This window comes from Enterococcus sulfureus ATCC 49903 (assembly GCF_000407605.1).
Taxonomy (GTDB): Bacteria; Bacillota; Bacilli; order Lactobacillales; family Enterococcaceae; genus Enterococcus_G; species Enterococcus_G sulfureus.
The window spans coordinates 763945-788775 of the sequence record NZ_ASWO01000001.1; the positions used below are offsets into that span (position 1 = coordinate 763945).

The window sequence follows — 24831 nt, forward strand, 5'->3', positions numbered from 1 at the left end:
GGCTTCACTTAGAAGCTCGTCACATCCCTTCTTTGAACATCTTGACTTCTTGTTGTAACTCTTGATAATAGCTTACCATTTCTCGGTCAGAAGACAAACAAATGACTTGTCTGTCTTGACCAAAATTAGCAAAAAGTTTAGCTAAATGGTACTTGCGTTTATGATCGTAATGCAACCAGCCATCATCGATGATCACAGGCCCATAATTTTGTTGTAACGCTAAATAAGCAAAGCGAAAGGCCATAATCAACTGATCCTTTGTTCCTGTCGACAATTGATAGATGTCAGATTGTCCTTGTTGGGTGACGATACGCAATTCTTTATTGTAAAATAAGACTTCTTGGTAACGTTGATCTGTTAATAGGCTGAAATATTCACTAACTCTTGCCATCAATTGTGGAAATTGGTCTTCAGAACGAGTTGTGGCCAGTTGTGTCAACAATGCTGCATGTACTTTTTGACTCGCCCATGTCACGCTCATTTGACGGACTTCATCTTCTAATTGTGCCCGTCTTTGGTACCATTCATCCAAAGTTCCATCTTCTTGAAGTTGCTCTAATTCTAACTCTAAACGTTGGATTTTTAACGTCTGCTCTTTATAAGACAGTAAATAATCGGCTAACATCTTTTCATTTTCAGCAATGTTTTGTTCCCATCTTGCTTTTTTGATTGGCTTTGGAAACAATTGTCCTAACATCTGTTCTAATTCTACTTGTCGCTTCACATTCTCACGTCTAGTTGTCCACTGCTTCAATAACAAGGGAACTTCATCGATTTGTGTGATGTCCCCTTTATCAAACAGCTCTTTAGCATCCTCTAAAAGTGTTTTTTCTTGTTGCCGCAACGCTTGGATCTCTCGAGCCAATTGCATACTTGGATTTTGACTACGTTCTAGTTTGATCTGTTGCATCTCTTCATCAAAGGAAAAAATCATTTGGATTTGCTGATCCAAAGGCAATGTAGCGATTGAAAACCACGCATAAAATGGCTTTAGCAAAGAAAGAGTTTGCGTTAATATCGGTTCGATCGTCGCAAGCTTTGCTTGAATTTCTTTTTCTTGTTCGATGCATTCGTAAAATCGGGTAGATTCTTGTTGATACGTCTGTAAAATCTCGTACCATTGCTCTTGTGGCGCATTGCCAAAAAAAGGCTGCAAGCGTTGAATCCTCTCATTTTCTTGTTTGTTTAACACTTCATATTCTTGTCGCAACGATGCTAGTTCTTTTTGTCCCTGAGCACTTTTAGCCAATTGTGCTTGCCATTGCTCTTTTAATAGGTCAATAGCTGTATGATCTGGTTTATGCCGTAATCGCATCGTGGCATATCCGATAGATACTACGATGAGCCCAAGACCTAACCAGATATTAAAAAAGAATAAGCCTACACCAATCGCTCCACCTAAACTTGCCACAACAAGTGGAGATTTTATCGTAGTCGTTTCTGGTTCTAAATTGAGCAAACGTTCTTCTAATTGTGTGACATCTACTTCTAATTGCTGTTGCTGTTCTTGGTACCACTTGATTTTTTCTGATAATTGCTGATGATTCATCTGATTTTGTTCTAAGTACGTTAATTCTTCATAAAGCTGTTCATCGATACTCTGTGGAGGTGCTTCTTTCGTAAAACGCCAATGTTGCGCGTAATAGTCTAAGTGGCTTTTGATTTCTTGTTGTGCACGCAAGAGTTGTTTTTCTTCTTCAAATGCATTCATGATCGCTAAGTAATGCGTTTTTAATTGCTTGATCTCCGTTTCATGATCTAAATAAAAGAAATAACGCTCAGAAGTTTGGTCTTGCTCGATTTGTGCGATTTGATCAGTTTTTACTTGAATCGTCTGACGAATCGTTTGGTACTGTTGATAAATTTGTTCGACTTCTTGCTGTGTTTCAAGCGATAATGGAGTTGTTGGTTGGCTTTGTTTCAGTTCTTGCCATTCTTCATATAACGGCCAGTTTAAGCGTTGCTGTTCAAACTGTTGCTGTTTCAAACGTGCTTTTTGAACCTGTTGATCCAACTGCTGACTTTCTTGTTTCATTTCACTTAACTGCTGATACAAGTGTTGAACAGTTGCCTCTTGCTGTTCTTTTTCTAAAATTTTTTCTTGTAAGTGCTCTAGCGCTACGATTTTTTGATTCAATGGTAAATTACGTCCACGCGGTCGAAATAGCAGTTGACTTGTGCGTTCTTCTTGCTTCACCATTTCAATCAATTGTTGGCTACCACTGATTCCTAAAGAAAGTAACGCTTCATGAAAATCACGATCTTGTAAGTGATCGATTTGCGACAATTGTTCTTGTTGAAAGGTATAAATATCTTGAAACATCTGTGAAGTTAACGGCGCGATCAGTTCGTCTAGCGATGTATCGACTTCTTGATCCTCAACCCAAATTTTAGGCTTCCCGCGATCGACTTGACGAAATCGTTCTATTTTTATGACGTGCTGTGTTGTAGTTTCGATCCATAATCTTCCACCAAAAGCAGAACCATCTTGTGGTGTATAGTCGCGTTTTTTAGCAGATTTTTTCGTAAATCCAAATAACATCGCATATATAAATTGATAAAGAGTGGATTTACCTGCTTCATTTTCACCATAAAATAATTGATTATGTGCATCAAAATCAAAGACTTGCTGGCGATAATGACCAAATCCGGTAATTTCCGCTTTTAAGATTCGCATGAAGACTCACCTTCTTTCAGTGAAAATTCTGCCTTTACTTTTGTATAAACGGTTTCAAGAACTTCCATTCGAAAACTATCTGATGAGACCAACCGACTCGTTTGTGTTTGTTTGCGTAAATCTTCAATCAGTTGTTCAAAAACTTCTGGATCAGAAACAGCTTCAATCGCAGCTTGGATCTGTTTCGCATCAACTGAAAAGGTAAATCGAATAGCGTCACTTTCACCTTTATCTATGATGGCATAGATCCATTGTTGCGTCGTTTTCGCATAACGGTTGATATATGCAATAACTTCTTTTTTTTCTTGATCCTCTAACCAGTTTTGCGGCAGTTGCTCTGTATCTGTTAATTGAATTTGATAGAAGCTTGGTGTTTGTTCAGTTAAAGGTTGCTGTAGTCGTGCTAAAGCTAACTTTTTATCCTGGATATCTGAGAACGAGTACGTGATTTTTTGCCATTTGGCTGCAGCGACATCGCAAAAATGATAAACAGCTGTTTGCCCCTTTTGTAACGTAACCAACACGACCCCTTTGACTTGATCTTCTTTTTTTGAATGGCCCATCGGTGTTCCGGCATAAATAATGGGTGGTGCTTCTTGTAAGACCATCGGAACGTGTATATGTCCTAATGCCCAATAATCATAGCCTTTTTTTTGCATCTCACTTAACTGGAATGGCGCATAACGGGTACTTCCCATTTCCCCATGATACATCGCAATATGAAAATCAGTCGTGCTTCTTACTGGATAATCATTTACTTTTTTGGTCTCGATCCATTGGTTCGTGTAACTAAAGGCACTAATTGCACAGCGCTCATTTTCCTTACTAAATACGACCGTTTCTACATCTTCTGTCGTAAATAAATGAACATTTTTGGGAAAATCAAACCAATACCGTGTCGCATCATAAAAATCATGATTTCCAAACGAAAGATAGCATTGGATTCCCGCTTGCTCTAATCGTTTCATTTGCTCAAAAAATAGACGTTGCGTTTTAAGCGTTGGTCGATTTTGATGAAATGTGTCCCCTGCAAATAGTACAAAATCAACTGTTTCTGTGATCGCGACGTCCACAATATTGATCAAGGTTTGCTTATTGTATTGATAAAATTGTCCTTGCTCTTCATCGATCGCAGAGATTCCTTCAAATGGACGATCAAAATGAAGATCGGCACAATGAATAAATCGAATCATGCGCTTCACTCCTACTTTCCTAGTCGTTTTATTTTATCATAGGGACCTTTAAAAGTCAGTTACTAGGCGAAAGTTTGTTCGCTAAAAAAACACGATTCCAAAATTGGAATCGTGTTTTGAATGGTTAGGCTTCTTCGTATAATTCACGTACTGGCGTCATTACGATATTGTTCATATCGTTGATCAATACACTAAATGCTTGCTCTGCTTCCATAAGGTCAGCAATTGCATTTTGTGTTTGGATCGCTTGCGATAATTCTTGTGCTCTTGTTGCATCTTCTTCAGCCATTTCTTCGCCAGCCATCATTTTTTGTTGTAACGTTTGTTGGAATAATTGGAATTCCTTAAATAATGCATAGGCTTCTTCTTCTGCTTTTAATTTTGCAAAAGCTTCTTGTAATGCTTGGTATTGTTCCGTTGCACGGATCTCACGTTCTAATTCGTTTGCGATATCATAAATGTTTGCCATGATCTTCCTCCAATAAATTTACTGATATTATTGTAACATTTATTTAGGATCCTGACAAAATAAGTCCTAGCTACTTCTTAAGACTGACAACTGGTTCTTAAGAATTTGCTATACTAAAAAGAAAAGGGGTTTTTTGGTATGGGAGAAGAAGAACGAATTGCACAATTGGAACAAGAAAATGCTTATTTGCGGTTGGAAAATGAAAATCTGCAGCTAAAATTGGAACAAAAAAGTAATTACCACGGTTGGATCTGGGCCTTGATTCCCATCACAGCCATTATCGTCGGCGGTTTTTCGGAGATCTGGGGAAAAATCATCGATATTTTCTTTTAAATATAAAACGTTCAGTTTGCTCATCACAAACTGAACGTTTTTATTTTATCCTTTAGCCACAAGCGCTAACTTATCTTCTGTCACACGAAACGTCGTCCATTCATCCATAGGAATCGCGCCTAATTGTTTATAAAATGCAATTGATGGCTCATTCCAGTCCAATACCCACCACTCTAAACGGCCATATCCTCGTTCTAGTGCCAAATTAGCTAGAAATGCTAGCATCTGTTTACCTAGTCCGTAACCCCGATACTCTTGTTTTACATATAGATCTTCTAAATAAAGTCCTGGTTTTCCTAAAAAAGTCGAAAAATTAGTAAAAAATAAAGCAAACGTAACCGGTCTTCCTGCAACGTCACCTAAAATCACTTCTGCCTTTTGTTCTTCAAATAAATATTTTTCTAATAACGCTTCCGTAGCCACCACTTCATCTAGTAATTTTTCATATACCGCAAGCTCTTTGATAAAAGCTAAAATGGTCGGCACATCTTCTTTTGTCGCAAAACGAATCGTAACAGTCATCTTATCCACTCCTTTAGCTAGTAGTATAACAAAAAAACTCACTAGCGGGGACTAGTGAGTTAGGGAGAAAGAAATGAAAAAAATTGGTTTGTTTGGGTATGTTTAGATACTACCACTGCTACCTTAAGCTAAACTTAACGCCATAATTTATCTAAAACACCATTCCAAACTTTCTCAGTAGTGTCTTTGATTGCTTCACCGGCCGTTTGTAAGCCTTCTTTAGTTTTTTCGGTGATCTCATCGACCCCTTTTTGCCAAGAGCTTTTCGCATCTTCTTTTGCTTTGGCCTCAGCTTCATTGATCGACATGACAACACCATCTGTTTGATATGCATCGGCTACATCAAAGGTCGACCCACTTGTATAAGGCAAAATATTTTCCGCTACCTTTTGGAAAATCAAACCAGCTACGGTTTCACTCGTTCCTTGTAGATAATGTGATTCACTTGAACGTTCAAATCCTAGCCACGTTGCGATCACTAAATCTGGCGTATAGCCGATAACCCATTGGTCATTTACTTTAGACGCGTCAAAGTTCGTTTCAGTCGTTCCGGTTTTTCCAGCTACCGTATATCCTGCTGGATCAGCTAAAACTCCAGTTCCATTTGAGAATGTTCCCAGTAAAATACTCGTCATCGCTGTAGCCACTTTTTCAGAAATAATCCGTTTTCCTTTAACAGAACTATTGTCCACGATCACAGCTCCAGTCGAATCGACGATCTTCGTGATCAAATGAGGTTTGTAATACGTTCCACCATTGGCAAAGACGCTATAAGCAGCGGCCATTGTTAATGGAGATTCTCCATACTTTAGACCACCTAAAGCCAATCCCCAATATTTATCTTCATCAGATAAAGACAATCCAAATTCTTTGGCTTTATCAAAGCCTTTATCTAATCCAATCTCATGCAATAGCCAAACAGCCGGTAAGTTCAAACTTTGTGCTACAGCTTGGTACATTGGGACTTCACCAGAATAGGTTTGACTATAGTTGCTTGCTTTATAATAACTCAGTGGCTCATCTTTTAATGTGCTTGCCGGTGTGTAACCTGCCTCTAATGCCGGTGTATAAACTGCTAGTGGCTTAATCGTTGATCCAGGTGAGCGTCTCATTTGAGTAGCAAAATTATAGCCTCGAAAAACAGATTCCCCACGGCGTCCAACTAAAGCGGTCACACCGCCATCTTTTGGAGAAACTGCAACGCTTGCTGATTGTACCATCTCGCCATCTTCAGCATTATCAGGGAAATAGCCATCAACAGTATACGTATCTTGCATCGCTTGCTGTTGATTTTGATCTAATGTTGTATAAATTTTGTATCCACGATTTAAAATATCATCTGCATCTAATCCGTATTGATCTACTGCTTCATCGATGACAGCATCAAAATACGACGGGTAACGATAACTGTCGTTACTTGCTTGATACGTATCAGAAAGCAAAGAGTCTAAAGGAATAGCCGCTTGTTCTTTGGCTACTTCAGGAGAAATCTTTTGATTTTCTGCCATCAGTTGCAATACGGTATCTCGACGATTCGTTGCATTTTCTAGATTGTCGATTGGATTGTATAAAGAAGGTCCTTTCAACATACCGATCAGCGTGGCCGCTTCTCCTGGTGACAATTCACTTGCATTCACACCAAAATATTTTTCAGAAGCATCTTGTACGCCCCACACACCATTTCCAAAATAGGATGTATTTAAATACATCGTTAAAATTTCGTCTTTACTGTAATGTTTTTCAATTTCGATCGCTAAGAAAATTTCTTTAGCTTTTCGAGTAAAGGTTTGATCTAGCGTCAGATACGCATTTTTTGCTAATTGTTGTGTGATCGTACTTCCTCCACCACCTGAGGCCCCACGATTGATAACAAATCGCATCGCAGCTCGTCCGATCCCTTTAATGTCAAATCCATGGTGTGTATAAAAATTGCGATCTTCCGTTGAGATCACGCCATCGACCAGATAAGGAGACATTTCAGTTAACTGGATATACGCGCCCTTTTGCTCGTATAATTTCCCAGCACTTTCTCCTTTATTGTCATAAATCATCGTTGACTCTTTTAGTCCCGATTCTAATTCCGAAACATTCGTCGTTTTTGCGACATAAAATAAATAGACACTCGTACAAAGAATCGCAATCATTCCCAGTAGGATCAATACTTTATTAATATGATATTTTTTCCAGATTCGCTTACGAAAATGGTGAAAACGAATCAAATAAGGTTTGCTAAATTTCCAACTTTTACTGCTCGCTTTTTTGATCCACTGGTAACTGATAATTGCGGCTTCTTTCAGCCAGCGCCATAATTTGATCATCCATTCTTTAAATTCCATAATCTCCTCCATTATGTTTACTATACATGACGTTTATTCAATTGTTATCCATCTAGAGTCGGAATTTCTTCAAATCACATCCTAGATAGTGTATCATGAGTTTGCTATGGAAAAATTGTTTTTTTGTTAAAAAATACTTAAAGTCCAGACTTCAAATCGGTATCTATGAAAGGATCGTTTATGAAATATCAGATTACACTACCTGCAAATCAACCTATTATGACTGTTCGCGACCTACTTGAACAAGAATGGCTTGTCCCTCGTAAAGTACGCCACTTTTTACGCGTTAGAAAACATGTTGAGCGAAACGGAGAACCAGTAAAATTTCATGAAGAAGTTCATCCTCATGATCAAATCAGCTTAACTTTAGAAGAAAGTGATTATTCATTTCAAGAAATTCCACTTGGAGATCCTGACATCGACGTTTTATTTGAAGATGAACATTTACTGATCGCAAATAAACCTTTTGGAATCAAGACACATCCAAACCAACCTGGTGAGACTGGGACGTTTTTTAATCATGTTCAAGCTTACTTAGCTCAAAAACAAGAACGAGGATATATCGTACATCGACTAGATAAAGAAACGAGTGGCGTCGTATTATTTGCAAAAAATCCACTCGTTTTGCCGATACTTGGTCGTTTATTGGAACAAAAAGAAATCCACCGTACGTATCAAGCAATCGTGAAAGGAAAGCTGACACACGACCAAACAATTCGCTTAGCAATTGGTCGTGATCGTCATGATCGTAGAAAACGTGTCGTTGATCCTCGTAATGGTCAACAGGCTGTGACCCATTTTCATGTTGTGGCAGCCACTGCACAACAATCGATGATTACTTGTATCCTAGAAACAGGACGTACCCATCAAATTCGTGTGCATCTACATGCAATCGGTCATCCCATCATCGGTGATCCCCTTTACGGAAAAGCCAGTGATCGTTTGTATCTTCATGCTAAACAGATTGAATTGATCCACCCGTTTACAAAACAACATTTAAACATCGAAACAAAGAATAGTTTGTTTCATGAATAAAAAAAACGCCTGAACAATGAGTTCAGGCGTTTTTTTATTTTGCTTTTTGATACGGTAAGGCGTTTAATACATCCATTAATTCACGAACTTGACGAGTTTCTAACGTTCGCACAATATCTTTAATTTGTGTTTGTTGGGCTGAAGTAATATATCCAGTTGTCATTCGATCAAATTTATCTACTGCATCTTCCCAAGTAAATGGACGACATGGCATTCCAGGATAATCTTTTACTTCGTGTGTTACTGAAGTTCCATCTTCTAATGTAAGTGTCATTTTTGCACAGAATTCAGTTGGATAGCGTTTTGTAAACTCTTCATTAGCTTCGACTGTTACTTTTTGCATTAAGGTTTGAACATCTTGGCGATTAATACGTTCAGGAGTAAATTGGGCTTGCATTACTTGTTTATCTAAAATCGCTACTGCTAATAGATAGGGTAATGAGTGATCGGCTTGTTCTTTAGTCGTGATCGCTAAATCCGCATTCCCATAAAGACCACCGCCAGCAAAGTCATACGTGATTTGTGGTACTTCAGCATCGATACGCGTAATGTGTTGCGGATCAATAGTTTCTTTTGCTAACAATTCTAAAATACATTCGATTGCCGATTGCGTATGGATCATCGCAACAAATTTTTTGATTGTAGATTCCGTCACACCTTCATACTTTTCATGTTCCCAATCGATAGCTAAAGGCTCGCCTAATAGATTTTCCACTCCTTGTGGTCCTTCTACAATAGCCAGTGGCCCTTCGATTCCACGTTTAGCTAAATATAACGCATTAAACGCACCAAGAGCGGACTGTGCTGAAGCGAGTCCTTTCCATTCTGATAATGGTTTTGAACGAATTCCTGCAAAAGATGCATCACTTGAAATCGCAATTGCTAAAGCATTAGCAATTGTTTTTTCATCCATACCAAGTAGACGTCCTGCAGCTGCTGGAATTGAAAAAGCTAATTGCGCCGTATGATCGAATCCTTTAGTCATAAAATTACCCTTTTGTACTAAAAGAGTTTGGATCGTCCAACCGAGAGCTACGCCTACCATCAATTCTTTTCCACTTGCATCGGCTAAATCTGCAGCTGTTAAAATCCCACCAAAGTTATCCGCTGTATGTGCAGTTTCTGTCGGTGCTAAAATATTATCCATTGCATCGACATAGCGAACTAGCGCTGTATGCCAAAAAGCAGCATAAACAGGACTAGAAGTGCCCCCTGCAATGAGATTTGCTTGTCCGCTTGGAGAAAATTCTTGCACTTGTTCACGACAAGCATTCACTGGGATCGCACCCATAGCTGCAATTTGACAGCCAAGTGAATCTAAAATATGAACAGGGATTTGTTTTTTTGATTCTGCTGATAGCTCTTCATATTGTGCACGTAATGCATATGCTGCAAGTTGTTCTACTTTTGTTTTTGTCATGTTTGTTCTCTCCTTTATACGCCTAAAAGACTAATTACAATTGTGATAGTGATGATCATTCCAACCGTAGATAAAGCTAAGATTGATGATGCTTCTTGTTGGTATTGTTTATATTTCGTTGATAATAAAACAATCATCGGTCCAGAAGGTAATGCTGCTAATAATAACCCTTCATTAAAAGTGACACTTCCAGATTTGAGATGGGTTAAAACTGCAATTGCGACAAAGATCAATGGTAAGCCAATATTTTTTAAAATCGTAATACATAGAACTTCTTTTGTTAATTTAAAATGATGAGCAGCAATCGTCATCCCTGCTACGAAGATCGCAACGCCAGCCGTTGCCTCACCAATTAACGTCAATGAACTTGTGACAACTTTTGGAAAATCAATTCCAATAAATACACAGATAAATCCAATCAGTGGAGCCCATACAAATGGTGTTTTAATAATTGCTTGATACAACGATTGTCCAATCATTTTTCCAACAGAATCATGTTCTTTTCCTGTAGTATTTAATTTGATCACGATTGTAGCTAACGGTACGATACAAACATTCAATAGAAGTGAAATGATACTAACCGCTACGTCACTTTTCGTCCCATAAATACTTCCTAATAATGCTGGACCGTAAAAAGGGCCCGCTGAAAAAGCAACTGCTAATCCTGCAATCGATGCTTCTACCATATTTCGTTTAAAACAGTACTTCGCGACAACCAATCCTAAAAAATAAGCTAAAAGTAAACTAATCAGTAATCCAGTAAATAAATCCATTTCTCCAGCTAATTGCACACGAGTGACACTGATTGTTCCAACAAATAACGATGCTGGTAAAGCAAAGGTTAATACGAGCTCATTGATTACTGGGATAGCTTGATCGCTTTTTCCAAATGCTTGTTTTTTTCCAGCTAAAAATCCAAGCACTAAAACAAATAAAATAGGGAGAACAATCGTTAGCGATTGTACGATATGATTCATTTCATCACAGCTCCTTTATGTAATTTTCAATTTAATTTACCATAAAGTCTCCAACATTTTTCATTGATTAATCAAACAAAATTGTTAGAAAAAAAAGAAAGCTGCGAGTCGCAGCCTTCTTTTTAAGATAATAGTTCCAATTCTTCTGTCGTTAATTCACGATATTCACCTAAAGCTAAATCACTTGGTAATACTAGTTTTCCCATACGAATCCGTTTCAAATACGTGACTTCTTTTCCCACAGCCTGTACCATACGTTTGACTTGATGAAATTTTCCTTCGTGTAAAATCAATTCGATTTCACTTTCATCAAGGATCGGATCATAGGATAAAATCGTGAGTTCAGCCGGCAAACACAACTCGTTTTGATCAATCATTAGCCCTGTCTTAAAGGCTTCTATATCTTTTGGTACCATTTGTCCAGCAACTTTCGCATAGTATGCTTTTTCAACATGCTTTTTAGGTGACAATAGGCGATGTGCTAGAGCGCCATCGTTGGTTAGAATCAATAGCCCTTCTGTATCTTTATCTAAACGTCCTACTGGAAATAGATCCTCACGAAAAACCTCATCATCCAATAGATCCACCACTGTTTCGTCAAAATTATCAACAGTTGCAGAAATCACACCTTGTGGCTTATGCAATATATAATAAAATTGGCTTTGATAGATTACCGCTTCATCATCCACTGAAATTTGATCTAGATGTTCGTTGACTTGTGTTTTATCTGATTTACACACGACTCCATTGACTTTCACTCGTCCTTTTTTTATCACTTGTTTGACTTCTTTTCGACTGCCAAACTCCATATCAGCTAAAAATTTATCTAATCGCATATGTTCTCCTTTAGTAGAAAAAGCAGACAAATAATTGTCTGCTTTTTATTTAATGTGTAACCGTGCTCGCATACGTTCCATACCTGGCCCTAATAGGCGATCGGCGATTCTAATTTTAAGTGCTAAATAAATATACGTTATTGCACCGATTCCAGCAACCAATAATACTAAGATAAACGCTGGTAATTTACGGTCGATTGCTAAAAATTGCCCCAGAATCAATCGTGCGATACCGGCAACGACGACTAAGGCTACAGTCATAACCAAAAACAAGCCAATTCGACGCATTGTCATCCCGAGATTAAATCCAGTTAAGTCGTATAACTTACGAATGTTTAGGAAACACGTTACCGCTAAGGCTATCGTTGTTGAAAGCAGTGGTCCATACGATTCAAACCAATAGATAAATGGAATTTGAATCACTAACTTGATGATGAATCCAACAACCAGATAAATCACCGCTGCACGATTTTGATACATTCCTTGAAGCATACTCGCACTAAGCATAAATAATCCAAGAACTAAACCTGATAATGTCGCTTCGATCAATAAGTTGGTTCCAAACGCGTCTGGCCCATAAAAAATCGTATTTAGCGGAAACGCCAATAGCATCATCCCAAATGTAGCTGGTAACATAACAAAAAAATAAAGCTGTAAGTTATTGCTGATCAACTTAGCTAATCCGACTTTATTGTTACTTGCATGATGTTCTGCAATCAAAGGCAACCCCACAGAAGCTAACGCAATGGCTAGACCGATCACAACCATTGTTAATTTATCCGGATTGGCACTAAATAACGCAAATAATCCAATTGCTTGGGCATGCGTATAATTTGTAAAGCTCTCGATCGTTTTAATAAAGGTATACTGATCCACCAATTTAAATAATGTAATTCCTGAACCAACAATAATAAACGGAATCGATTCATGAATCGTCGTCAAAAGAAGTGATTTTGTATCTAATACGATATCTTCTTCACTCACTTCTGCACGTACATCCATCCGCAATTTCTCGGAACGGAAATAAAACAATAACACAGCAAAACTTGCGATTGCACCAATGAAAGCTGCAAAAGTAGATTGTGTAACCGCATCGATATAATTACCGCTACCTAAACGCATGATAATAAACGTAGCAAGAAGCATATAAAAGACTCGTGCCACTTGTTCAACTAACTGTGAGATCGCATAAGGGGCTAGATTGTGCATCGCTTGAAAATAACCACGCATCACACTCATCATCGGAATGATCAACAATGCCAGACTTAAAGAGCGCATGGTTGGAATCAATTCATCTCCACCACCTGCAGCATGTGCTAAAAATGGTGAAAACAGATACATCACCAGTGCGCCTATACCACCAAAGATGGCCATCAGTTGCAACGCTCGAATGAATAATTTTTTACTTGTTTTATACTCATGACGTGAATTATGGTACGCAATTTGCTTGGCAATTGCAGCTGGAATCCCCGCAGTCGAAATCATGATAAACAACGCATAGACATTATATCCCATACCAAATAAGGCATTTGCTTCTTTGCCATACGAGCCCATCCAAAAATACCACGGTAAAATATACAATGCACCTAACAAGCGTGATCCAATATTACCAAATGTCATCCAGGCAGAACCACGTGCCATTTGCTCCTCGTTACTCAATGGAACATCTTGGATTTTTCCTTGTTTTTCCATTCTCACTTCTCCAATTTCTTTTTTACATTACTTTCTATTTTAATGCGAAAGTCAAAAAGCCGCAATCAATTTTTCTAAAGGTTAATTGCTCTTAAGAAATCTTCTCTTTTTCTCTCTTGCTATTCGGTGTATGATAAACTAAATAGATCCTACATAAAGGAGTGCAAACGGATGTACCAACTGAATTTACACAAGGTCCAAACGATTTTACAACAAGCAGATTTATTAAAAGAAATCATTGTCGATCATACATGGTATTTTTCATTACCACTTGATTATAAAGAACAACAATTTACAACACTATCTTATGACTCGCGAACAGTTGATTCAGAAACGTTATTTTTTTGTAAAGGAGCTGGTTTTAAAGAAAGCTTCCTAACACAAGCCATTGAACAAGGATTGACGACTTATATTGCGCAAAGTCCTTTTGATGTAGACGCAATTGGTTTTATCGTGACCGATATTCGTAAAGCCATGGCTCTATTGGCACAAGAATTTTATCAACATCCTCAAAAAAAATTGATCAAAATCGGGATTACAGGAACCAAAGGTAAAACAACAGCGGCCTATTTCTTAAAAGATGCTTTAGCAAAAGCAACCCATCATAAAGTCGCCTTATTTTCTTCTGAAGAAACTTGTTTAGACGGTACGACTTACACGCGCTCACATTTGACCACACCTGAAGCGCTTGAACTTTACGCTCAAATGGCCATAGCAGTCGAGCATAAAGTGACTCATTTGGTAATGGAAGTGTCTTCACAAGCGTATAAAACAAAACGCGTGTATGGATTAAATTTCGAAGTGGGGATCTTTTTAAATATCGGAACAGATCATATTAGTCCTATCGAGCACCCAACTTTTGATGACTACTTATATTGTAAACGTCAGTTGATCCAAAATAGCCAGCAAATGATTTTAAACCAAGATATGGACTATTTTGATTTACTTGCCGATACAGCCACATTGCATCACGTTCCTTACGTGACATTCGGTCGAACAAATGAAGCGATGATTCAGATTCAAGATCACAAAGATACGCGAAACTTTGATCTTCAAGCAAATGAACTAGATATGGCGAGATTGGAAGATGAGTATCAGTTAGGCATTTTAGGTACATTCAATCACGATAACGCCGTTGCAGCACTACTAGCCATGCAGCTACTCGGTTTTCATCCTGAAATTGCACACCAGACATTAAAAGAGACCGTGATTCCTGGGCGGATGCATGTCATCGAACAACACGATCAGCCACTTGTCTTAGTCGACTTTGCGCATAATTATTTAAGTATAAAAGCAATCGGCGAGCTTGCACATCAACTACGCCCAGATGGACGCGTTTTGATCTTAACTGGAAGTACTGGTGGCAAAGCACTTGGAAGACGTGAAGATATCGCCAAAGCGTTATCTGAAGTCGCAGATGAAGCGATCTTAACTAGTGATGATCCTGATTTTGAAGATCCATTTGTGATCGCAACCGAGATCAAAGAACAAGTGACCAGTGACATTCCGATCACGATCGAAGTCGATCGAGAAAAAGCGATCACGATGATCCTAGAACACGCAACGAAAGCAGACGTTGTTGCGATCTGTGGAAAAGGTACTGAACAATCGATGAAGATCAACGGACGTGGTGAACCTTATGAAGGAGATATCGTGCTTGCATCACGTTGGTTTAACGATTAAGTCGGTTTTCTCACAAGCACTTCTTTTTCCTTATTTTCGTGAATCGATTATAGTTAAAGAGTACTTAAATTAAAGGAGTGTTGGATATATGAGTAAAAAAATGGGCGTATCAACTGTAATCAACGAAGGCGGACGTGAAGGCGTTAGTAAATCATTAAATGGTGATTTTGAAGTAAAAACTACCGGTACCAATAAAGCAGGCTATACAAATCCTGAAGAATTATTTGCAGCAGGGATTGCCGCTTGTTTCAACGGCGCTATGGTCTTTCCTTTAGAACGCGATGGTTTAGGCGATCGTAACCGCAGCGTACGTGCTGAAGTGACATTATTAGGTGATCTACCTGACTTCACAACTTTACATTTAGCAGTTAAATTGATCGGTAAAATCGATGGTCTTTCAAAAGAAGATACTGAAAAATACATGAAAGAAACAGATAGCATCTGTCCTTATTCTAAAGCAATCAGCGGCAACGTTGAGGTAACTTACGAAGCTGAAGATGGAACAGAAGCTTAAGCATAAGATGAAAAAAAGCGCACCAGAGAGGAAGTCTTTCCTTTCCGGTGCGCTTTTTATTTAATTGGCTACGATATTGACCAATTTATTTGGTACGACGATTACTTTACGAATCGTTTTTCCTTCTAGTTGGTCTGTGATCGCTTCATGCGTTTTTGCAAGTTCTTCTAGCGTTTCTTTTGTTTCATTTAACGCTACATTGACTTTCGCGCGAACTTTACCGTTGACTTGTAGCACGATTTCTACTTCATCTTCAACTAATTCTTTTTCATCATAAGTTGGCCATTGAACGTAAGAGATCCCTTCTTTGTTGCCTAGGATTTCCCATAACTCTTCTGCCATATGTGGTGCGATCGGTGCTAATAATTGAACAAACCCTTCAATATATTCATAGCACAATGCATCTGTTTTATAGGCTTCATTGATGAAGACCATCAATTGTGAGATCGCCGTATTAAAGCGCAAATGCTCATAATCTTCCGTTACTTTTTTCACGGTTTGATGATACACTTTGGTTAATTTTCCATCGTTGAACGTCGTGATACGATCACGTAATTTTCCATCTTCATCCACGATCAAACGCCATACGCGATCTAAGAATTTACGACTTCCTTCTAATCCATTTTCGCTCCATGCGATCGATGCATCCAAAGGTCCCATAAACATTTCATACATGCGCAGTGTATCCGCACCATAACGTTTGACAACGTCATCTGGATTGACTACATTTCCGCGTGATTTCGACATTTTCTCATTGTTTTCGCCTAAGATCATTCCTTGGTTATATAATTTTTGGAATGGTTCTTTTGTTGGTACAGCACCGATATCGTATAAGAATTTATGCCAGAAACGAGCATACAGTAAATGAAGTACCGCATGTTCTGCCCCACCGATATAAATATCGACTGGTAACCAACGCTCTAATTTAGCATAGTCGGCTAAAGCTGTTTTGTTATGTGGATCGATATAACGCAAGAAATACCAAGAGCTTCCAGCCCACTGTGGCATCGTATTGGTTTCACGACGACCTTTTTTACCGGTTTCTGGATCGACGACATTGACCCATTCCGTAATATTGGCTAATGGTGATTCCCCAGTTCCACTTGGGCGGATATCTTTTGTTACAGGTAAACGTAAAGGTAACTCTTCTTCAGGTAACGTCGTTGTCGTCCCATCTTCCCAATGGATCACAGGAATCGGTTCGCCCCAATAACGTTGACGAGAAAACAACCAGTCACGCAAACGATAACTTGTTTCTTTTTTTCCAATACCTTTTTCTTCTAACCATGCGATGATTTCAGCAATGGCCTCTTCTTTATTTTTACCATCTAAAAATTCTGAATTGATGTGCACACCATCTTCAGTAAAAGCTTCTTTGGTAACATCGCCACCTTCTAAAACAGGAATGATTTCTAGATCAAACGTTTTAGCAAATTCATAGTCACGTTCATCATGCGCTGGAACGGCCATGATCGCACCAGTTCCATAGCTTGCTAATACATAATCTGCGATCCAAATCGGAATGCGTTTTTGGTTTACTGGATTGATGGCATAAGCCCCAGTAAAGACACCCGTTTTTTCTTTAGCAAGATCGGTACGATTTAAATCTGATTTTTTAGACGCTTCTTCGATATAAGCTTCTACAGCTTCACGTTGTTCAGGCGTCGTAATTTCTTTGACTAGATCTAGTTCAGGAGCAAGTACCGCATACGTCGCTCCAAATAAGGTATCCGGACGTGTCGTAAAGACGGTAAACGCTTTATCTGTTTGATCTACAGCAAACGTGACATTCGCCCCGATCGAACGACCGATCCAGTTACGTTGCATCTCTTTGATGCTCTCTGGCCAATCTACATCTTCTAAATCATCTAATAAACGATCGGCATACGCTGTGATTTTCAACATCCATTGACGCATTGGTTTACGGACAACATCGTAACCCCCACGCTCACTTTTGCCATCGATCACTTCTTCATTGGCAATGACCGTACCCAGTTCAGGTACCCAGTTAACGGCAACTTCTGCTTCATAAGCTAAGCCTTTTTCATATAATTTGGTAAAGATCCATTGTGTCCATTTATAGTACTCAGGATCGGTTGTATTGATTTCACGATTCCAATCATAACTAAATCCTAAAGAATTGATTTGGCGACGGAATGTTTCAATATTTTTTTTCGTAAATTCAGCAGGATCATTCCCTGTATCTAAAGCATATTGTTCTGCTGGTAATCCAAAGGCATCCCACCCCATTGGATGTAGTACATTATAGCCTTGGCTACGTTTGAAACGTGCCAAAATATCTGTTGCCGTATACCCTTCTGGATGTCCTACATGCAATCCTTGACCAGATGGGTAAGGAAACATATCTAACGCGTAGAATTTAGGTTTTTCTGGATTATCTTGGGTATTAAACGTATGATTTTTTGCCCAATATTTTTGCCATTTTTTTTCGATTTGCTCGTGATTAAAACTCACAATGGTTCACTCCTTCAAATTTTTTCATAAAAAAAGCCCTATAAAAAGCCTAAACTTTTTATAGGGCGTCTCTTTTTTCTTTACGCGGTACCACCTATCTTCTTTTTTACAGTCACTCGTCCTGTAAAAAACTCAAAGTGATAACGGAAACTACCGGAATTTCTTACTGATGTTCAGAAATCACACACTCCTAGGCGAGTTCAAATCTTGCTGTACACATTTTCACCAACCATGTGCTCTCTACTAACAGTCATTGATTTTACTATTCCCAATCTTCGTGTTGTATTCAATTATGCCTTCAGTCTATCAAATGTTGTCTGAAAATTCAACGGTTTTACTTGAGTTTCAGGATTTGTCCAATAAAAATCGTATCTGAGGTTAACTGATTCAATTGTTTTAATGCTTGGACAGATGTTTGGTTACGACTTGCAATCGTCCATAGATTATCTCCGCTGACGACTTTGTACGTTTTAGTTGATACTGGAGTACTTGGTGCCGGTGAAGCCGTTTGATTTTGTACTGGCGTTGAGGGTGATGAAGTACTCGGTGCTTTAACGGTTAATTTTTGCCCCACCAAAATCAGATCCGTATTTAGATTATTCCAACTTTTCAACTGCGCCACACTGATTCCAAACCGAGCTGCGATTTTTCCTAAATAATCGCCACTTACTACGGTATACGTACTAGTATTTTCTGATGTCGGAGGCGTGGATGGTGTCGGCGTAGTTGGTGTCGATGATGTACTCGGCGCCTTAACGGTTAATTTTTGCCCCACCAAAATCAGATCTGAACTCAATTTATTCCATGCTTTGATTTGTGTAACACTTACACCAAACTGATTTGCGATTTTGCTTAAATAATCACCACTTATTACGGTATACGTACTAGTATTTTCTGATGTTGAGGGTGTTAATGGTGTCGGCGTAACTGGTGCTGGCGTACTTGGCGCTTTAACGATTAAGTTCTGCCCTACTAAAATCAAATCCGTATTTAGATTGTTCCAACTTTTCAACTGTGCCACACTGATTCCAAACCGAGCTGCGATTTTTCCTAAATAATCGCCACTTACTACGGTATACGTACTAGTATTTTCTGATGTCGGAGGCGTGGATGGTGTCGGCGTAACTGGTGCTGGCGTACTTGGCGCTTTAACGGTTAATTTTTGCCCTACCAAAATCAGATCTGAACTCAAATTATTCCATGCTTTGATCTGTGTGACACTTACACCAAACTGATTTGCGATTTTGCTTAAATAATCGCCACTTACTACGGTATAGATATTTGAACTAGTCGAAGATTCTGGTATCGGTTTGTTCGGCTGGTAATCGACTGGTTTCGTTGGTCCACCACTATCGTATTGCGTCAGCTGATAGGTCTCGATGATTTGATTCAGTGCTTGTGCGTAATGTGGTGCCGTTGCATATCGTCCCGTTAACCAAGCAGTTGCGTCGCGATAAGACGTTGTATTACTTTTAAAAGCTCCCGCATAATAATAGACACCAGGACTAAACGAGACGCCCCTTAGCGTTGCCGCATTGTCTAAAAATGACTCACGATAGGATGGATAACGTTTAAACGGTTCTTTTTTTGTTACCCATTGATTGTTTAGATATTCTTGCGTATTCATAGATACCGTTTGGCCATTATAACTTCCTTTGATTCCAAATAAATTATAATTCGGTGCTTGTGACAACGCACTATTCCCCCAGTTACTCTCAATAATCGCTTGAGCCATCATGACTGAAGTATATAAATCATTGGATTCTGCAATCGGCTTAGCATATTGTGCGATTTGTGCGATAAATTGTGCTTGTGATAAGCCTGCCGTACCAATACTTGTTGCATGAACAGTATGTTTTTGCGTCAGTTGGATCGCTGCTGCAGATGCCGTAACAAATGTGCTAGCAAAAATCAATTGTTTGCGTAATCGTCTGAGCGTTAATTGACGTTTTTTCGTTACTTTTACTGTTCGCCGTGTGATCTCTTTCATCTCTTAGCCCCCTTCTTACGCTCAGTATAACGACAATTCTATACAAAATCATGTCCCTTCGTCATTTGTCATCTAGTTGTTATATGATTGGAACTTTATGTTTTGTTTAACTCGTTTCGCTCAAAGAGAACAAAAAAATATCCTATGCTATAATTTAGCAGAACATATAGTTTGAAAGGAGTTTTTATGAAAATCAAATCATTAACAAATATGCAATGGATCGGCTGTATTACATTGGTCTTATTTTTAGGCCTCGCAAGTATTGTGAAATTTCAACTGGGTTTGCTACATCCCTTTGATCAAACGATCACTGATTTTGTTCGCAGTGATTATCCAAATTGGAATACTTTCTTTGTAACGATTACAAAATTTGGTGATCCGATTTCAATTGGATTGATTTCTATTATCGTCTTTAGCTTTTTATACCTCAAAAAATTCAAGCGAGCAGCAATTTGGTTTGCTAGTGGTGTAATCGGGATTTCAACAATTGGAAATTCTGTTTTGAAATTGATCTTTATGCGTGAACGACCTACCTTAGAACATTTAGTGACCGAACATACTTATAGTTTTCCTAGTGGACACTCTACTGGAAGCATGGTTGTTTATGGCATGATTTTATTGTTGCTTCCGCTTGTGGTCAAACAAAAATCATTACGTTTTATTTTACAATTCGCTCTCGCACTCCTTATTTTAGGTATCGGGACCAGTCGGATTTACTCCGGTGTTCACTATCCTAGTGATGTACTGGGTGGATATCTATTTGGTCTAAGTTGGTTACTTCTTTCATACCCAATCTACAAAGGAGTTCATCATGAATAAAACTGAAATGAAACGTTACTATACTTGGAATCAAGCATTACGTGAAGAATTTGGTGAAAAAATTTTTAAAGTCCCCATTGATGGTGGCTTTGATTGCCCTAATCGAGATGGGACGGTGGCACACGGGGGATGTACATTTTGTAGCGTTTCCGGTTCTGGTGATATGATCGTGGCTCCAACCGATCCTTTGCCACTTCAATTTCAAAAAGAAATCGATCAAATGCACCAAAAATGGCCTGATGTGACCAAATATATTGTGTACTTTCAAAATTTTACGAATACACATGCTCCACTCGAAGTAATCAAAGAACGTTTTGAGCAAGTGATTCATTTACCAGGCGTCGTAGGCTTATCGATTGGAACTCGACCAGATTGTTTACCAGATGATGTAGTCGACTATTTAGCACAAATCAATCAAGACTTGTATCTTTGGGTCGAACTTGGCTTGCAAACGACTTTTGAAACTACAAGTAACCAAATCAACCGGGCACATAATTATGAAACCTATCTAGAAGGAGTGGCTAAACTACGTCGTCACAATATCAATGTGTGTACACATTTGATCAACGGACTTCCTGGCGAAACCGATGAGATGATGTTAGAAAACGTCCGTCGCACAATTTTAGATTCGGACATCCAAGGAATAAAATTACATCTACTTCACTTGATGCGCAATACTCGTATGTTGCGCGATTATCATGAAGGACGTTTGCAACTTTTATCAAAAGAACGCTACATTCACTTGATTTGTGATCAATTAGAAATGATCCCTAAAGAAATCATTATTCATCGTTTGACTGGAGATGCACCTTGGGACACTTTAGTTGGTCCAATGTGGAGTCGACAAAAATGGGAAGTATTAAATGCAATCGACGATGAGTTGAAACGCCGTGATAGTTATCAAGGAAAATTTGCAGTTCGCGCTTAAGGAGGATAAATTATGTTAGCTAGCGCACTTCGATATAGTCATCAGTTAATAGCTGAAGTCGTGGATGAACACGATACAGTAGTAGATGCTACAATGGGAAATGGCCATGATACTTTGTTTTTAGCGCAGCATGTACCAAATGGTGTTGTCCATAGTTTTGATATTCAAGAACAAGCCTTAGAACAAACAGCAGTACTTTTGAGCAAATATTCATTGACCGCAGAAGTTGCATTGCATCATGATGGTCATGAGAACATAAACACGTATATTCCACATGATACTTCAGTCAAAGCTGCGCTATTTAATTTAGGTTATTTGCCTAAAAGTGATAAACAAATTATTACGAAAGCCCAGACGACTCTTACTGCATTAAACGAATTAGTCTCTCGTTTAGCACTTGGGGGGCGAATCGTGATTGTTGCTTATTATGGACATCAAGATGGTAAAGAAGAACTACAAGCGGTCACAGACTTCTGCCAAAGATTAGACCAACATCAGTATCAAGTCTTACACTATCAATTTATCAATCAACTCAATCATCCCCCAATCTTATTTTGTATTGAACGCCGTAACTAAAAAAAGTACGATCCGCAATCGGATCGTACTTTTTAATTTATAGCGGTAACCACTGAAGGACACGTTGAATCCATTGATCCCAAAATGCCCAATCATGTTCACCAGGACCTTCTTCATATACGACATTTAGTCCTTTTTCATTCATGACACTCACTGCGTATTGATTGGCTACATATAACGGATCTTCTGTACCCACACAAACAAAAAAGTCTGGTGCCTGTTTCGCATCCACTTCTTTAATCAAATGAATCGGATCATTTTGTGATCCTCTTACTTCAGAAAGAGGACCAAAAATCCCTTCCCAATAAGCGCGTTTTGGAATCTCTTCAAATTGTTCCATCATTTCAACCAGTGCAATGGCACCTGATAAAGAAGCGATTGCTTGGAAACGTTCTGGATAACAAAGCCCTAATTTTAAAGCGCCATATCCGCCCATCGAAAGTCCTGCAGCAAATGTTTTTTCGCGTTTTGTTGTCAGTTGTGGAAATAATTCATGACAAATCTCAGGAAGCTCCTGTGCAATAAACGTCCAATACTCCATACCATATGTCGTATTGGTATACCAAGCTAAATCTGTAGAAGGCATAATCACTGCGATCCCTAAATCATTGACATAACGCTCGATTGATGTTCGGCGTTGCCAGACACTATGATTGCCATGCATACCATGAAGTAAGTACAATACAGGAACATCAGTTGTTTGACCGACAGTGTCTGTACCAAACGTTTTTTTCGTTTGTTGCGGTAAGATGATATCGACCATCACTTCGATTTCTAATACATTTGAATAAATATTGGCTTGTAATAAGGCCATGAATTGCCACCTACTTTTCTGTTTTTATACGTTGAGTATACGCCTTTTTTTGGCGTAATGTCAGTACAAAAATACCCGCAATCAGAATTAATCCTAATGAAACACCATAAACGATATGCAAGCCATTATATAATACGCCTCTCAATTGTTCTCTAAGCGCATCAGGCAATAGTTTTGCAGTTGCAGGATCAACTAACTGATTCATGGCATCTTTTGGTACAGAGTGATCTAATGCAAGCTCACGATTGGTCGTGTAGTTAAATAAAATCCCTAATAAGGCAATCATGATGGTTTGTCCTAGTGTTCGCACTAATGTATTAAAAGAAGTGGCCACACCCATTTGATTTTTTCCAACACTATTTTGTGCACTAACTGTTGTCAGGACAATTGTCGCACCCATTCCAGCGCCAATGATTCCCAAATAGACGAAGAAAAAGAAGAATGGGGTATTTTGAGGAGTGAAGAATAAACATAAGCCTCCCAAAAGTGTAATCGTTAAGCTCATTAGTAAATTACGTTTTAATGAATATTTTCCCATCCACAAGCTCGCTCGTGAAGAACCAATGATCCATAAAATCGATTGTGGTGCTAATACTAATCCACCGATTGCCGCACTCATACCTAAAACACCTTGCATCCACATTGGAATGTACACTTCTACTGCCATTAAAAATCCACTCACAAAAGCCGCTACAATATTTACAATCACAAAGGCTTGATTTTTAAATAGATCTAGTGAAATCACTGGATCTTCTGCTCGTTTTTCTACCTGAATGAAGAATACTAAACAAGCGATACTAATCAACCATAACAGTAAAACTCTCAGTGAGAATCCTTCATCACCTAGATACTGAACACCGATTAAAAAGGCAAACAACGTACCCATTAACAATAAACTACCCCAAACATCCATTTTTGAGGCTTTACGATCATATTTTTCTTCATGAAAAAAGAATAGAATCATCCATAATAGTAAAAATCCGATAGGTACATTGATAAAAAAGATCCAATGCCAACTCAAAATATCTACAATAAATCCGCCTGCTAAAGGTCCAACAACACTTGCAACTCCCCAAGCAGTACTCGTAAATCCCATAATTTTTGCACGCTTTTCAGCAGAATAAAGATCTGCAATAATCGTAAACGCCACAGGCATCATCGCTCCTGCTCCAATTCCTTGCACAGCACGAGAAATGATCAAACTCAGCATTGAAAAAGAAAAGCCACACATAGCCGATCCTAGAATAAAAATAGCAGTTCCTAAAATAAAAATCGGTTTTCTTCCAATTTTGTCAGCTAACTTCCCATAGATCGGCGTGAACATTGCATTCGTCAGTAAATATATTGAGAATACCCAGTTCATAATACTGATCCCTTTTAAAGATCCCACAATTGTAGGCATTGCCGTTGTCACGATGGTCCCTTCAATTGCCGTCATGAATGTTGCGATAAATACAGCGGCCGTTACCGCTTTAACATTAGTTTTTTTCATATTCGCCTCCTAAATTTTTGCATACAAAAAGACTTCGGATGATGAAATTC

Annotated in this window: 20 protein-coding genes and 1 other annotated feature; of the genes, 7 read left to right on the forward strand and 13 right to left on the reverse strand. The window is 38.6% G+C overall.

The annotated features are described in order from the left end of the window. Positions 1-19 precede the first annotated feature (19 nt). The 3 genes from I573_RS03515 to I573_RS03525 form a co-directional block, all read right to left on the reverse strand. On the reverse strand, positions 20-2677 hold the full coding sequence (locus tag I573_RS03515) for an ATP-binding protein (protein ID WP_016185203.1): 2658 nt from the start codon (positions 2675-2677) through the stop codon (positions 20-22). After that, entirely contained in the window at positions 2665-3870 is a 1206-nt protein-coding gene (locus tag I573_RS03520; protein ID WP_016185204.1) for a metallophosphoesterase family protein, read from the reverse strand. The genes I573_RS03515 and I573_RS03520 overlap by 13 nt, the downstream gene beginning before the upstream one ends. A gap of 124 nt (positions 3871-3994) precedes the next feature. Continuing rightward, positions 3995-4339: a YlbF family regulator gene (locus tag I573_RS03525; RefSeq protein WP_016185205.1), complete on the reverse strand. Its 345-nt coding sequence runs from the start codon at positions 4337-4339 to the stop codon at positions 3995-3997. Positions 4340-4477: 138 nt separating this feature from the next. On the opposite strand from I573_RS03525, the gene I573_RS03530 reads away from it, so the two are divergent. After that, complete coding sequence (locus tag I573_RS03530; protein ID WP_016185206.1) at positions 4478-4672, forward strand: hypothetical protein; 195 nt, start codon at positions 4478-4480, stop codon at positions 4670-4672. A gap of 45 nt (positions 4673-4717) precedes the next feature. Here the strand turns inward: I573_RS03530 and I573_RS03535 are convergent, their stop codons facing one another. Continuing rightward, entirely contained in the window at positions 4718-5194 is a 477-nt protein-coding gene (locus I573_RS03535; protein ID WP_016185207.1) for a GNAT family N-acetyltransferase, read from the reverse strand. A 134-nt stretch (positions 5195-5328) separates the two neighbouring features. Then, positions 5329-7530 carry a PBP1A family penicillin-binding protein gene (locus tag I573_RS03540; RefSeq protein WP_016185208.1) on the reverse strand — a complete coding sequence of 734 codons (2202 nt, stop codon included), beginning with the start codon at positions 7528-7530 and terminating at the stop codon, positions 5329-5331. Positions 7531-7710: 180 nt separating this feature from the next. On the opposite strand from I573_RS03540, the gene I573_RS03545 reads away from it, so the two are divergent. Further along, positions 7711-8565: an RluA family pseudouridine synthase gene (locus tag I573_RS03545; protein ID WP_016185209.1), complete on the forward strand. Its 855-nt coding sequence runs from the start codon at positions 7711-7713 to the stop codon at positions 8563-8565. A 34-nt stretch (positions 8566-8599) separates the two neighbouring features. On the opposite strand, the gene I573_RS03550 is transcribed toward I573_RS03545, so the two are convergent. The 4 genes from I573_RS03550 to I573_RS03565 all read right to left on the reverse strand — a co-directional run bounded on the left by I573_RS03550 (position 8600) and on the right by I573_RS03565 (position 13490). Next, positions 8600-9985 carry an MmgE/PrpD family protein gene (locus tag I573_RS03550; RefSeq protein ID WP_016185210.1) on the reverse strand — a complete coding sequence of 462 codons (1386 nt, stop codon included), beginning with the start codon at positions 9983-9985 and terminating at the stop codon, positions 8600-8602. A 14-nt stretch (positions 9986-9999) separates the two neighbouring features. Beyond that, positions 10000-10962 carry an AEC family transporter gene (locus I573_RS03555; RefSeq protein ID WP_016185211.1) on the reverse strand — a complete coding sequence of 321 codons (963 nt, stop codon included), beginning with the start codon at positions 10960-10962 and terminating at the stop codon, positions 10000-10002. Positions 10963-11084: 122 nt separating this feature from the next. Further along, a complete protein-coding gene (locus I573_RS03560) occupies positions 11085-11798 on the reverse strand; it encodes a pseudouridine synthase (protein ID WP_016185212.1) in 714 nt (237 codons plus the stop codon). Between the two features lie 45 nt (positions 11799-11843). Further along, positions 11844-13490 (reverse strand): putative polysaccharide biosynthesis protein, encoded by a 1647-nt coding sequence (locus I573_RS03565; protein ID WP_016185213.1) that lies wholly within the window; start codon positions 13488-13490, stop codon positions 11844-11846. A gap of 171 nt (positions 13491-13661) precedes the next feature. Between I573_RS03565 and murE the strand changes: the two genes are divergently transcribed. Next, the gene (gene murE, locus I573_RS03570; RefSeq protein ID WP_016185214.1) at positions 13662-15173 is read left to right on the forward strand and encodes a UDP-N-acetylmuramyl-tripeptide synthetase; all 1512 of its coding nucleotides are present in this window, start codon (positions 13662-13664) and stop codon (positions 15171-15173) included. An 88-nt stretch (positions 15174-15261) separates the two neighbouring features. Next, a complete protein-coding gene (locus I573_RS03575; RefSeq protein ID WP_016185215.1) occupies positions 15262-15687 on the forward strand; it encodes an Ohr family peroxiredoxin in 426 nt (141 codons plus the stop codon). Between the two features lie 60 nt (positions 15688-15747). Here I573_RS03575 and leuS read toward each other — a convergent pair whose 3' ends face one another. Together leuS and I573_RS11630 are read right to left on the reverse strand one after the other, a co-directional pair. Continuing rightward, the gene (gene leuS / locus I573_RS03580) at positions 15748-18162 is read right to left on the reverse strand and encodes a leucine--tRNA ligase (protein ID WP_016185216.1); all 2415 of its coding nucleotides are present in this window, start codon (positions 18160-18162) and stop codon (positions 15748-15750) included. 58 nt (positions 18163-18220) lie between these two features. After that, positions 18221-18447: a binding site (T-box leader), on the reverse strand. Between the two features lie 49 nt (positions 18448-18496). Then, complete coding sequence (locus I573_RS11630) at positions 18497-20152, reverse strand: muramidase family protein (RefSeq protein ID WP_016185217.1); 1656 nt, start codon at positions 20150-20152, stop codon at positions 18497-18499. Positions 20153-20338: 186 nt separating this feature from the next. Between I573_RS11630 and I573_RS03590 the strand changes: the two genes are divergently transcribed. Genes I573_RS03590 through mnmM form a run of 3 tightly spaced genes read left to right on the forward strand, consistent with a single transcriptional unit; the run spans position 20339 to position 22475 of the window. Beyond that, a complete protein-coding gene (locus I573_RS03590; RefSeq protein ID WP_016185218.1) occupies positions 20339-20971 on the forward strand; it encodes a phosphatase PAP2 family protein in 633 nt (210 codons plus the stop codon). Further along, positions 20964-21899, forward strand: a complete 936-nt coding sequence (gene mnmL, locus I573_RS03595) for a tRNA modification radical SAM protein MnmL/YtqA (protein ID WP_016185219.1) — start codon at positions 20964-20966, stop codon at positions 21897-21899. Before I573_RS03590 ends, mnmL begins: the two co-directional genes overlap by 8 nt. A 12-nt stretch (positions 21900-21911) precedes the next feature. Then, positions 21912-22475 (forward strand): tRNA 5-(aminomethyl)-2-thiouridylate-methyltransferase MnmM, encoded by a 564-nt coding sequence (mnmM, locus tag I573_RS03600; protein WP_016185220.1) that lies wholly within the window; start codon positions 21912-21914, stop codon positions 22473-22475. Positions 22476-22512: 37 nt separating this feature from the next. Here the strand turns inward: mnmM and I573_RS03605 are convergent, their stop codons facing one another. Then, entirely contained in the window at positions 22513-23289 is a 777-nt protein-coding gene (locus I573_RS03605; protein ID WP_016185222.1) for an alpha/beta hydrolase, read from the reverse strand. A 10-nt stretch (positions 23290-23299) separates the two neighbouring features. Continuing rightward, positions 23300-24781: an MDR family MFS transporter gene (locus I573_RS03610; RefSeq protein ID WP_016185223.1), complete on the reverse strand. Its 1482-nt coding sequence runs from the start codon at positions 24779-24781 to the stop codon at positions 23300-23302. Positions 24782-24831 lie beyond the last annotated feature (50 nt).

What these genes read in the sequence shown, in the direction of transcription:
- I573_RS03540 (WP_016185208.1), bottom strand. Translation starts at nt 7,530, where the DNA reads ATGGAATTTAAAGAATGGATGATCAAATTATGGCGCTGGCTGAAAGAA.
- I573_RS11630 (WP_016185217.1), bottom strand. Translation starts at nt 20,152, where the DNA reads ATGAAAGAGATCACACGGCGAACAGTAAAAGTAACGAAAAAACGTCAA.
- I573_RS03610 (WP_016185223.1), bottom strand. Translation starts at nt 24,781, where the DNA reads ATGAAAAAAACTAATGTTAAAGCGGTAACGGCCGCTGTATTTATCGCA.
- I573_RS03545 (WP_016185209.1), top strand. Translation starts at nt 7,711, where the DNA reads ATGAAATATCAGATTACACTACCTGCAAATCAACCTATTATGACTGTT.
- murE (WP_016185214.1), top strand. Translation starts at nt 13,662, where the DNA reads ATGTACCAACTGAATTTACACAAGGTCCAAACGATTTTACAACAAGCA.
- I573_RS03515 (WP_016185203.1), bottom strand. Translation starts at nt 2,677, where the DNA reads ATGCGAATCTTAAAAGCGGAAATTACCGGATTTGGTCATTATCGCCAG.
- I573_RS03535 (WP_016185207.1), bottom strand. Translation starts at nt 5,194, where the DNA reads ATGACTGTTACGATTCGTTTTGCGACAAAAGAAGATGTGCCGACCATT.
- I573_RS03555 (WP_016185211.1), bottom strand. Translation starts at nt 10,962, where the DNA reads ATGAATCATATCGTACAATCGCTAACGATTGTTCTCCCTATTTTATTT.
- I573_RS03550 (WP_016185210.1), bottom strand. Translation starts at nt 9,985, where the DNA reads ATGACAAAAACAAAAGTAGAACAACTTGCAGCATATGCATTACGTGCA.
- I573_RS03560 (WP_016185212.1), bottom strand. Translation starts at nt 11,798, where the DNA reads ATGCGATTAGATAAATTTTTAGCTGATATGGAGTTTGGCAGTCGAAAA.
- I573_RS03605 (WP_016185222.1), bottom strand. Translation starts at nt 23,289, where the DNA reads ATGGCCTTATTACAAGCCAATATTTATTCAAATGTATTAGAAATCGAA.
- I573_RS03530 (WP_016185206.1), top strand. Translation starts at nt 4,478, where the DNA reads ATGGGAGAAGAAGAACGAATTGCACAATTGGAACAAGAAAATGCTTAT.
- I573_RS03575 (WP_016185215.1), top strand. Translation starts at nt 15,262, where the DNA reads ATGAGTAAAAAAATGGGCGTATCAACTGTAATCAACGAAGGCGGACGT.
- I573_RS03590 (WP_016185218.1), top strand. Translation starts at nt 20,339, where the DNA reads ATGAAAATCAAATCATTAACAAATATGCAATGGATCGGCTGTATTACA.
- I573_RS03525 (WP_016185205.1), bottom strand. Translation starts at nt 4,339, where the DNA reads ATGGCAAACATTTATGATATCGCAAACGAATTAGAACGTGAGATCCGT.
- mnmL (WP_016185219.1), top strand. Translation starts at nt 20,964, where the DNA reads ATGAATAAAACTGAAATGAAACGTTACTATACTTGGAATCAAGCATTA.
- I573_RS03565 (WP_016185213.1), bottom strand. Translation starts at nt 13,490, where the DNA reads ATGGAAAAACAAGGAAAAATCCAAGATGTTCCATTGAGTAACGAGGAG.
- I573_RS03520 (WP_016185204.1), bottom strand. Translation starts at nt 3,870, where the DNA reads ATGATTCGATTTATTCATTGTGCCGATCTTCATTTTGATCGTCCATTT.
- mnmM (WP_016185220.1), top strand. Translation starts at nt 21,912, where the DNA reads ATGTTAGCTAGCGCACTTCGATATAGTCATCAGTTAATAGCTGAAGTC.